Here is a 9899-nt window from a genome sequence, read left to right on the forward strand (position 1 = left end):
CATTTTATTTCTTTTCCGTTCATCAATAACTTTTTCAGCTTTTTCATTTTATTTTATACTTTGGTTTCAAATTATTTCTTTTTGTTTTTATTAGTATTGCAGAGAAAATAAATGAAACTAATTAAAAGTCATGTAGCAATAAAATGAAAAGAATTGAATCAATCAGGCAATTAAAGGAAGCTGGTGAACAACCGTGGGATCTTATCATTATAGGCGGCGGAGCTACCGGTCTTGGTGTCGCTATGGATGCCGCCACCAGAAATTACCGCACATTGTTGCTCGAACAGGCCGACTTTGCCAAGGGCACTTCCAGTCGCAGTACCAAACTGGTTCACGGCGGGGTAAGGTACCTGGCGCAGGGCGATATTGCCCTGGTACGGGAAGCCCTGTACGAAAGAGGATTGCTGCTGAACAATGCCCCGCACCTGGCCCACAATCAGCAATTCATCATCCCGCAGTATAACTGGTGGCAAGGCCCCTTTTATACCATCGGCCTGAAGATCTACGACCTCCTGTCAGGAAAACTGAGCCTCGGACGCTCAAGGCACATCAGCAGAAAGGAAGTCATCAACCGGCTTCCCACCATCCGGAAGGAAGGACTGAAAGGAGGCATTGTTTATCACGATGGCCAGTTTGATGATGCCCGCCTCGCAGTAGACATCGCGCAAACTGCCGCTGAAAACGGCGCCGTACTGCTCAACTACTTCAAGGTAAATGGCTTACTTAAAAACAATGCAGGCAAAATAAGCGGCGTACGCGCACAGGACCTGGAAACTGCTGAAACGTTTACGCTGCAAGCCAGAACAGTGATCAATGCTACCGGCGTATTTGTAGATGAAGTACTGCAACTCGACAACCCGGCTGCACCAAATATGGTGAAACCCAGCCAGGGCGTACACCTGGTACTGGATCCTTCTTTCCTTAACAGCAAAAGCGCTATCATGATCCCCAAAACGGATGATGGCCGCGTATTATTTGCTGTGCCCTGGAATAATAAAGTGTTACTGGGCACCACCGATACACCGCTCGATGAACATAGCATGGAGCCCATCGCCCTGGAAGAAGAGATCAGCTTCATCTTAAATACCGCCGGTAAATATCTCGCCCGCCCGCCTGCACGCGAAGATGTACTCAGCGTATTTGCCGGCTTACGCCCGCTGGCAGCGCCACAGAAAGAAACAGGCAGCACAAAGGAAATTTCCCGCAGCCATAAAATACTGGTAGCACCATCAGGACTCATTACCATCACCGGGGGTAAATGGACCACCTTCCGCCGGATGGCAGAAGATACCGTGGACCAGGCCATTAAAACCGGCGGACTGGTACCGGTAGGTTGCAAAACAAAGTCGCTGCACATTCATGGCTATCAGCAACAACCTTCTGCAGCTGCACCGCTGGACATATACGGCAGTGATGCCGCCAGGATCCAGGCTTACATTTCCCTGAACCCGGACATGAAAGAACAACTGCATCCGCGCCTGCCATATCTCAAAGCGCAGGTGATCTGGGCAGTAAGAAATGAAATGGCTCAAACCGTAGAAGATGTATTGGCCCGGCGTTTACGCGCGCTCTTCCTGGATGCACAGGCCGCCATTGACCTGGCGCCCGCTGTAGCAGCTATCATGGCCGCTGAAATGAACAAAGACATAGCATGGCAACAAAAACAGGTAAAGGATTTTATACAGGTAGCACAACACTACCTCCTGAAAAACGGCACTGCTCATAAACAACTGAAGGTTACGGCATAGACTAAACGAAAACAAACATCCACGTAAAAATCCACGTAGAAAAGGAAAAACATGACCAAATACATTATGGCAATGGATCAGGGCACAACCAGCTCGCGGGCCATTATTTTCGACAAAGCAGGCGCAATTATTTCCACCGCGCAGAAAGAATTTACACAACTGTTTCCACAACCCGGATGGGTGGAGCATGATCCTGCTGAAATATGGAGCAGCCAGATCGGCGTAGCTACAGAGGCCATGGCAAAAGTAGGACTGGAAGGCGGCAACATTGCGGCCATCGGTATTACCAACCAGCGGGAAACAACCCTGGTATGGGATCGCGAAACTGGTAAGCCGGTGTATAACGCCATCGTTTGGCAGGACAGGCGCACGGCCGGTTTCTGCGATGAGCTGAAAGCTGCCGGTAAAGAAACCCTGGTACGTGAAAAAACAGGACTGGTGATAGATGCTTACTTCTCCGGAACAAAAATCAAATGGATCCTCGACAATGTACCCGGGGCACGGGAACGCGCCAACGAAGGCAAGCTGGCCTTTGGAACGGTAGACGCCTGGCTGATCTGGAACCTCACTCACGGCGCCGTACATGCAACCGATATCACTAATGCCTCCCGCACCATGCTGTTTAATATCCACACACAGGCATGGGATAACGAACTGCTGGCATTGCTCGATATACCTGCATCCATGTTGCCGGAAGTAAAGCAATCCAGTGAAGTATGCGGCGAAACAGCTCCCGGCATTTTTGCCGTGCAGATCCCGATTGCAGGTATCGCCGGTGATCAGCATGCAGCGCTGTTCGGGCAAATGTGCACCGCTCCCGGCATGGTAAAGAATACCTATGGCACCGGCTGTTTTATGCTTATGAATATTGGAGAAACACCGATCATCAGCAAAAATAATCTCCTCACTACGGTGGCATGGAAAGTGAACGGGCAGGTGCAATATGCGCTGGAAGGCAGCATCTTCATTGCAGGCGCTATTGTGCAGTGGCTCCGCGATGGGCTTGGTATCATCAGGGCCTCTTCCGAAGTGGAAGCGCTGGCCGCCAGTGTGGCGCAAAATGATGGCGTATACCTGGTACCTGCATTTGCAGGTCTTGGCGCCCCGCACTGGGACCAGCATGCACGCGGCACCCTGGTAGGGATGACACGCGGCACCAATGCGGCCCACATTGCACGTGCGGCGCTGGAGAGCATCGCTTACCAAACCATGGAAGTACTGAAAGCAATGGAAGCAGATGCCGGTATCAGTATTAAAGAACTGAGGGTAGATGGCGGAGCCACCGGCAACAACCTGCTGATGCAGTTCCAGGCGGATATCCTGCAAACAAAAGTAGTGCGTCCGGGCATTACAGAAACAACCGCTCTCGGCGCCGCTTATCTCGCCGGGCTGGCCACCGGTTACTGGCAGAACCTGGAAGAAATTGCCAGCCAGTGGAAGATGGAAAAATGTTTCTCTCCAAAACTGGAACAGGAACAACGGCAACAATGGATCAACGGATGGAACCGCGCAGTAAACGCTACAAAAGCATGGGCTCACCAATAAAATTATAAACGATGTATCCTTATTTAGCTGAATTAATTGGTACCGCCTTATTGCTCCTGCTGGGCAACGGCGTAGTAGCCAACGTAGTATTGCACCATACAAAAGGTAACAACAGCGGCTGGATCGTGATCACCACCGGTTGGGCCCTGGCCGTATTTGTAGGCGTAGTGTTTGCCGGTCCATACAGCGGCGCACATCTCAATCCTGCTGTTACTATTGCACTGGCCGCTGCCGGTAAGTTTAACTGGGCGGATGTGCCATTGTTCATTGCTATGCAGATGCTGGGCGCTATGCTTGGTACCACGCTGGTATGGCTCAATTACAAAGACCACCTGAATAATACGCCCGACGGTGGATTGCAGCGCGCCGTATTTTGCACGGAGCCGGCTATACGTAATACCTGGCGTAATTTCATTTGTGAAGCTACCGGTACCTTCGTATTGCTTTTCACCATCTTTTATTTTACCAACGCAGAATTAGGGCCGGAAAAAACACCGGTAGGACTGGGCTCTCTCGGCGCATTACCTGTTGCCTTACTGGTATGGTCTATCGGGTTGTCGCTGGGCGGCACTACCGGCTACGCCATTAACCCGGCAAGGGATCTGGGGCCGCGTATCATGTATGCGCTGCTGCCTATAAAAGGAAAAGGCCACAGCGATTGGAACTATTCGTGGGTCCCCGTTTTCGGACCACTCGCCGGCGCTGTGCTTGCCGCTTCATTATACCTGTTACTGAAGTAAATAACGCTCACCAATACACGCAATTAATAACACGTTAGAACCACCTGCAATGAAAAAAAAGCTCAATACCGGTTTGATTAGCTGTGCACTGGCAGTAGCAGCCATCTGCAGCTTCAATGCCTGCAAAACATCTAAAACCACAGCATCTGCTAAAAACGGTTATCCTTCATTTTACAAAGTAGGACACCGCGGCACCAGGGGGCTGATGCCGGAAAACACCATACCCGCCATGTACCGCGGACTGGAAGAAGGCGCCAACACCATCGAGTTTGATGTGCATATCACGAAAGACGGACAGGTAATGGTATACCATGATGCATCTTTTACGCCATCTTATACCACCACACCGGATGGAAAAGATATCCCGGCGGAGAAACGTAAGGACTATATTTTTTACCAGATGAATTATGCGGATATCCGGCCGTTTATTATCGGTGAAAAGCCATATCCGGCTTACCCGGAACAAAAACGTATGCGTTCCTATGCACCACTGCTGTCTGAAATGATAGACTCCGTGGAAGCCTATACGAAAGCGCATCATCTGCCGGCGCCGTATTACCTGCTGGAAATAAAATCTTCCGAAAAAACAGACGGTAAAGAACAACCCGCGCCGGAAGAATACATGGATAAACTGATGGCGGTAAAACAATTGCAGCTATTAGGAAAACGCCTGCTGGTGCAATCGTTCGATATGCGCCCTTTACAGGTACTGCACCGCCGCTACCCGGATATGGTACTTGGATTTCTGACAGATGATAAAAAGAACGGGTTCGATCAGCACATTGAACAACTCGGCTTTATACCATTTTTTTACAATCCTAACTATAAGCTGGTAACACCTGAACTGGTGAGCAAATGCCACGCTAAGCATATTCAGATTGTTCCATGGACAGTGGACGATGTTAATGAAATGAAGAAACTAAAAGGACTGGGCGTTGATGGTATTATTACCGACTACCCAAACAGGCTACGCGAAGCAGGGCTCTGACCATTTTTTTATCTACCAAAACACTAAAAAAAACACGCACTTATGAAATTGTTTTCACGACTCCGCCTGTTAAAACCGGCGACTTTCCTGTTGCTGTGTACCGGGATCATAGGCATTGGCAGCCTTTCCCTTCAGGCACAGGACATTCCCGTTACCGGTAAGGTAACCGCCGCTAACGGTACACCACTGATAGGGGTGAATGTACAGGTGGCAGGCACCAGCCGCGGCGCCGCCACTGATATAAACGGCGCCTTTAAACTCAATGCACCAAAAGATGCTACACTGAAATTCACCTTCATTGGTTACCTGCCAAAAGAAGTAAAGGTAAAATCTTCCAATGTACTGGTAGTGTTACAGGAAGATATCCAGAAACTGAATGATGTGGTAGTAGTGGGTTATGGTACGCAAAAGAAAGCCACGCTCACCGGCGCCATCACCACTGTAAATATGGTGGACAAGGAAGGCCAGCCGCTTACCAACGCGAGTAATGCCCTGCACGGTGTGCCCGGCGTATTCGCCAACCTGAGCAACAGCCAGCCGGGCGTGGATCGCAGCACCATCCGTATAAGGGGCCTGAATACCTTTGGCAGCACCGATCCCAGGGCCAATGAGCCGATGGTGTTGGTAGATGGTATTGAATATTCCATGGATGAACTCAATCCAAATGATATTGAAACCATTACTGTACTGAAAGACGCTGCGGCTGCTATTTATGGTTCCCGTGGTTCCAACGGCGTTATCCTTGTTACCACTAAAAAAGGAAGGGGTACTGCACGTGTGAACTACAGCTATTACTATGGCCAGCAGAAAGCCACTTACCTGCCAAATGTGATCAGCGATCCTATTGTTTACATGAGACTGAAAAATCAGGCGCTTACCAATGAAGGCAAAGCTATTGAGTATAAGGAAGCTGATATTGAGGAATATGAAAAAGGAATGGCAACAGATCCATTCACTTACCCGGCCAACAACTGGTATGATATTGCACTGAAAAACGGGGTGATTCAGAAACATGATCTGGCCATTTCCGGCAGTGGCGAAAAATATAACTACCGTTTATCACTCGGTTATCTCGACAGGGATGGTATCCTCTTTGGGCCTGGTAACCATGAAAAGAAATATTCTGTGGGACTGAATGCTTCCATGGATATATCCAAACGTTTGCGCGCCGGTATTACCATGGACGGATATTACAGAACTTACACTACGCCATTTTATACGGATACCTGGACCTACCTGGCCCGTACATTGCCAATCCTTACTGATACGCTGCCGGACGGCCGCTATGGTAACTCCTGGTTGAGAACCGCCGGCCGTAATAACTGGGAGAATCCCCGCATGCTGGCATACAACGGTTTGCAGACCAAGCAGATCCAACGCTTCCTGACCACCGTTTTTGCAGAATACAAACTGCCTTTCGATATCAACTATAACATCAAATTTGGTGTGGATAAATACGATGGTTTGCTGAGCGGCTTTACACCGCGTATGCAAACATTTAATCCGAAAAACGGCGACGCTATTAACTGGAACAGTCCTGCCACTGCACCAAGGTCGGCCAAAACGGATTATAACGATATGAACATCCATTTTTATAACACGCTCGACTGGAAGCATCAATTCAAAGAGAAACATAACCTCTCTGCCATGCTGGGCGCCAGTTACGATAACTTCGATTCAGATTCCTGGGCTGCCAGTATGTATGGCTACCTGGATGGACGACTGGATGCTTTAAGTGCCGGTACCACCTGGAATGCCACATCCGGAAATCTTACCCGCGATGTACTGGAATCCTATTTTGGTCGCGTTAACTACGATTACGATGGCAAATACCTGCTGGAGGCCACTTTCCGTTATGATGGATCCAGCCGCCTTGGCAGGCATAGCCGCTGGGCGTTTTTCCCTTCCGTATCTGCCGGCTGGCGCATTGATAAAGAAGACTTTTTCCATTCCAATTTCATAAACGTACTGAAACTGCGGGCTTCTGTAGGTAAACTGGGAAATCAGGCTATTGCACTGTACACCACAGATCCAACCGTGAACCTTGGTGAAGACTACAGTTTTGGCGGCGTATTAAATTCCGGTGCAGCCAAAACTGCCGATGCGGATTCCACGCTTAAATGGGAAATTACCACGGCATACAATGTTGGCGTTGATCTTAACTTCTGGAAAAACCGCATTGGTCTTACGGTAGATGCTTATAAAAAACGCACCGATGGTATCCTGCGTGAAGTGGGCATGCCTTCGCAGGTAGGAAACCTGGCTGGTGCAAAACAGAATGTGGGCGTGGTAGATAATACCGGTTTGGAAGTAACAGCCCAGTACCGCGATCATATCGGGGAAGTAGATTTGAATGTTTATGGAAGTGTTGCCTATAATAAAAATGAAGTAGTAGACCTGCACGGTGAAATTATTTATGGTACCGGTACCATCACACAGGCAGGAGCACCTATTGAATCATTTTACATATTACAGGCCGAAGGTATTTTCCAGAACCAGGCAGAAATAGATGCCAGCGCAAAACAATCGGCCAATACAAAACCAGGATACATCAAATTCAGGGATGTTAATAACGATGGTATTATTAATGGAGATGACCGCGTAATCGTAAACAGCTCTTCGTCCATACCAAAATATACTTATGGTTTCGGGTTTAATGTAGGTTATAAAGGAGTTACGCTCAGCGCTGCATTCCAGGGCATTGGCGGTGTAAAGGTATTACCTACCGCTAACCTGGCTTATCCGTTTAACAATGGCGCCAATGCTACCTGGGAGTGGACAAGAGATGCCTGGACGCCTGAAAAACCTGATGCACGCCTGCCTATCGTAACTACCAGCACCGGTAGTATTGATAATTTCCAGCGTTCTACTTTCTGGTTAAGGGACAATTCTTACCTGAGAATGAAGAATATTCAGCTGGGATATGCGCTGCCACAACAATGGTTGTCAAAAGCGAAGATCCAGAAGGTAAGTGTGTTTATCAACGCGGAAAACCTGCTTACATTCTCCCGTTATAAAGATTTCGACCCCGAATCTATGCTGGATCGGACATCGTTGTATACTTATCCCATGTTGAAAACCTTTAACGGTGGTATTAACGTTACCTTCTAAACATCCAAAATGAATAGTATGAAAAAGATATATCTCTTATTAACCTGTACAGGTCTCCTGGCTGCAGGTTGCAACAAAGACCTGCTGAACACCTCGCCGCACGACCGTTACCCGGAATCAACTTTCTGGGAAACGCCTGAAGCTGCCAACGCCGGCCTGGTAGGCTGCTACTCCGTATTGCGCAACCAGGGCATATTTGGTGGTAAAACATCCAACAATGCCACGGCCCTCTGGGAAGAAACTATTACTCCCAATGCTTATAACCAAACGGATGCCATGAGCTTTAACTCCATTGCCCGCGGCACACAAATGTCGAGCACCGGTGGCATCGTTACCAGTCGTTACGCTGATTGCTACAGCGGTATCGGGCGTTGTAATACTTTTCTGAAGAAGGTAGATGGAGTGACGGCACTTGATGAAGATACACGCAAGGAAATGAAAGGACAGGCTTATTTCCTGCGTGCACTTTATTATTTTATACTGGAGAATTACTATGGCGCGGTGCCGTTGATCCTTGACCCGCCTGATAGAAATGCCCAGGCCAAACTGCCACGTACACCACGTGCAGAAGTGGTGAATAGTGTGTTGAACGACCTGGATATGGCTGCTACGCTGTTGCCGGTGAAATTCACGGGAGCAGATCTGGGTCGTGCCACCAAAGGCGCCGCCATGGCGTTGAAAGCAAGGGTGCTGCTGTACGAGGCCAGCCCGCTGTTAAATACCTCCAACGATGTGGAAAAATGGAGGAAAGCTGCCATGGCAGCCAAAGAAGTGATGACGCTTGCAGGCGCCGGTTACGGACTTTTTGCGGATTACCGCGGATTGTTTTTACAGCCTAATGAAAATAACAAGGAAGTTATTTTTGATGTGCAGTATATCTTCCCGCAGCAGGGTAGTTCATTCGACCTGATCTGTACGCAATACAATACCAATGCGCCATTGCTGGATCTGGCCAAAACCTATTATATGAACAATGGTTTGCCGATCACCGATCCGGCTTCAGGGTATAAGGCCGACAGCCCGTACCTGCGCCGTGATCCCCGCTTATACGGCACCTTCACCTATCCCGGCGATATGTACCGCGGCGCCATTATCCCGGCTACCCGCTTTGCCATTACCGGTTATGGTATGAAGAAATATAGCCTTTACGACAGCATTGCACCGCCAAAGGATAAGTCGGACCTGAAAGACGGCCAGTCTGATATTAACTTTATTGTGCTGAGATATGCCGATATCCTCATGATGTATGCAGAGGCACAGAACGAAGTAAGCGGCCCGGATGCCACCATTTTTGCCGCACTCGACGCTATCCGCGACCGGGTGAAAATGCCGCATATTTCCAATACTTTATCCAAAGATGCGCTGCGTACAGAGATCCGTCATGAAAGAAGGGTGGAATTTGCCGGTGAAGGATTGTATTACAACGATATCCGCCGCTGGAAAACCGCTGAAACGGTAATGAATGCGCCTATCGAGAACTACGCCGGTAAAAAGATCGAAACCCGTACGTTCGATAAGCTGCGTGATTACTGGTGGCCTATCCCTGTGGGTGAAAAAGACCTGAACCCTAACCTGGAACAGAACCCGGGTTACTAATTGTCAGGTATAGTATGCAGCGATGTGGTTACGAAGTAACTGCATCGCTGCATTTTTATTTCAGGGAGTAATGGTGCATTAGTCGTAGATCGCCACGTCATCAATGGAGAAATCCTCATTCAGTTGTACCCTGATATCCGCACCAGGCAGGGCCGTTCCGGCCCTGAAATT

At 48.8% G+C, this 9899-nt stretch carries 6 protein-coding genes; all 6 read left to right on the forward strand.

The genetic code is table 11. From position 1 onward, the window contains the following. Positions 1–143 precede the first annotated feature (143 nt). The 6 genes from VN105_RS00995 to VN105_RS01020 are packed head-to-tail and all read left to right on the forward strand — an operon-like array spanning position 144 to position 9728. Complete coding sequence (locus VN105_RS00995; RefSeq protein WP_325637027.1) at positions 144–1748, forward strand: glycerol-3-phosphate dehydrogenase/oxidase; 1605 nt, start codon at positions 144–146, stop codon at positions 1746–1748. 51 nt (positions 1749–1799) lie between these two features. Further along, the gene (gene glpK / locus VN105_RS01000; RefSeq protein ID WP_325637029.1) at positions 1800–3293 is read left to right on the forward strand and encodes a glycerol kinase GlpK; all 1494 of its coding nucleotides are present in this window, start codon (positions 1800–1802) and stop codon (positions 3291–3293) included. 11 nt (positions 3294–3304) lie between these two features. Then, positions 3305–4033: an MIP/aquaporin family protein gene (locus VN105_RS01005; protein WP_325637031.1), complete on the forward strand. Its 729-nt coding sequence runs from the start codon at positions 3305–3307 to the stop codon at positions 4031–4033. A gap of 49 nt (positions 4034–4082) precedes the next feature. After that, positions 4083–5021 (forward strand): glycerophosphodiester phosphodiesterase family protein, encoded by a 939-nt coding sequence (locus VN105_RS01010; RefSeq protein ID WP_325637033.1) that lies wholly within the window; start codon positions 4083–4085, stop codon positions 5019–5021. A gap of 42 nt (positions 5022–5063) precedes the next feature. Next, positions 5064–8132, forward strand: coding sequence for a TonB-dependent receptor (locus VN105_RS01015; RefSeq protein WP_325637035.1), 3069 nt, complete (start codon positions 5064–5066; stop codon positions 8130–8132). Positions 8133–8150: 18 nt separating this feature from the next. Further along, the gene (locus VN105_RS01020; protein WP_325637037.1) at positions 8151–9728 is read left to right on the forward strand and encodes a RagB/SusD family nutrient uptake outer membrane protein; all 1578 of its coding nucleotides are present in this window, start codon (positions 8151–8153) and stop codon (positions 9726–9728) included. Positions 9729–9899: the final 171 nt, after the last annotated feature.

Origin of the sequence: Chitinophaga sp., from assembly GCF_035564935.1 — a bacterium.
In the GTDB taxonomy this organism is placed as follows: Bacteria; Bacteroidota; Bacteroidia; order Chitinophagales; family Chitinophagaceae; genus Chitinophaga.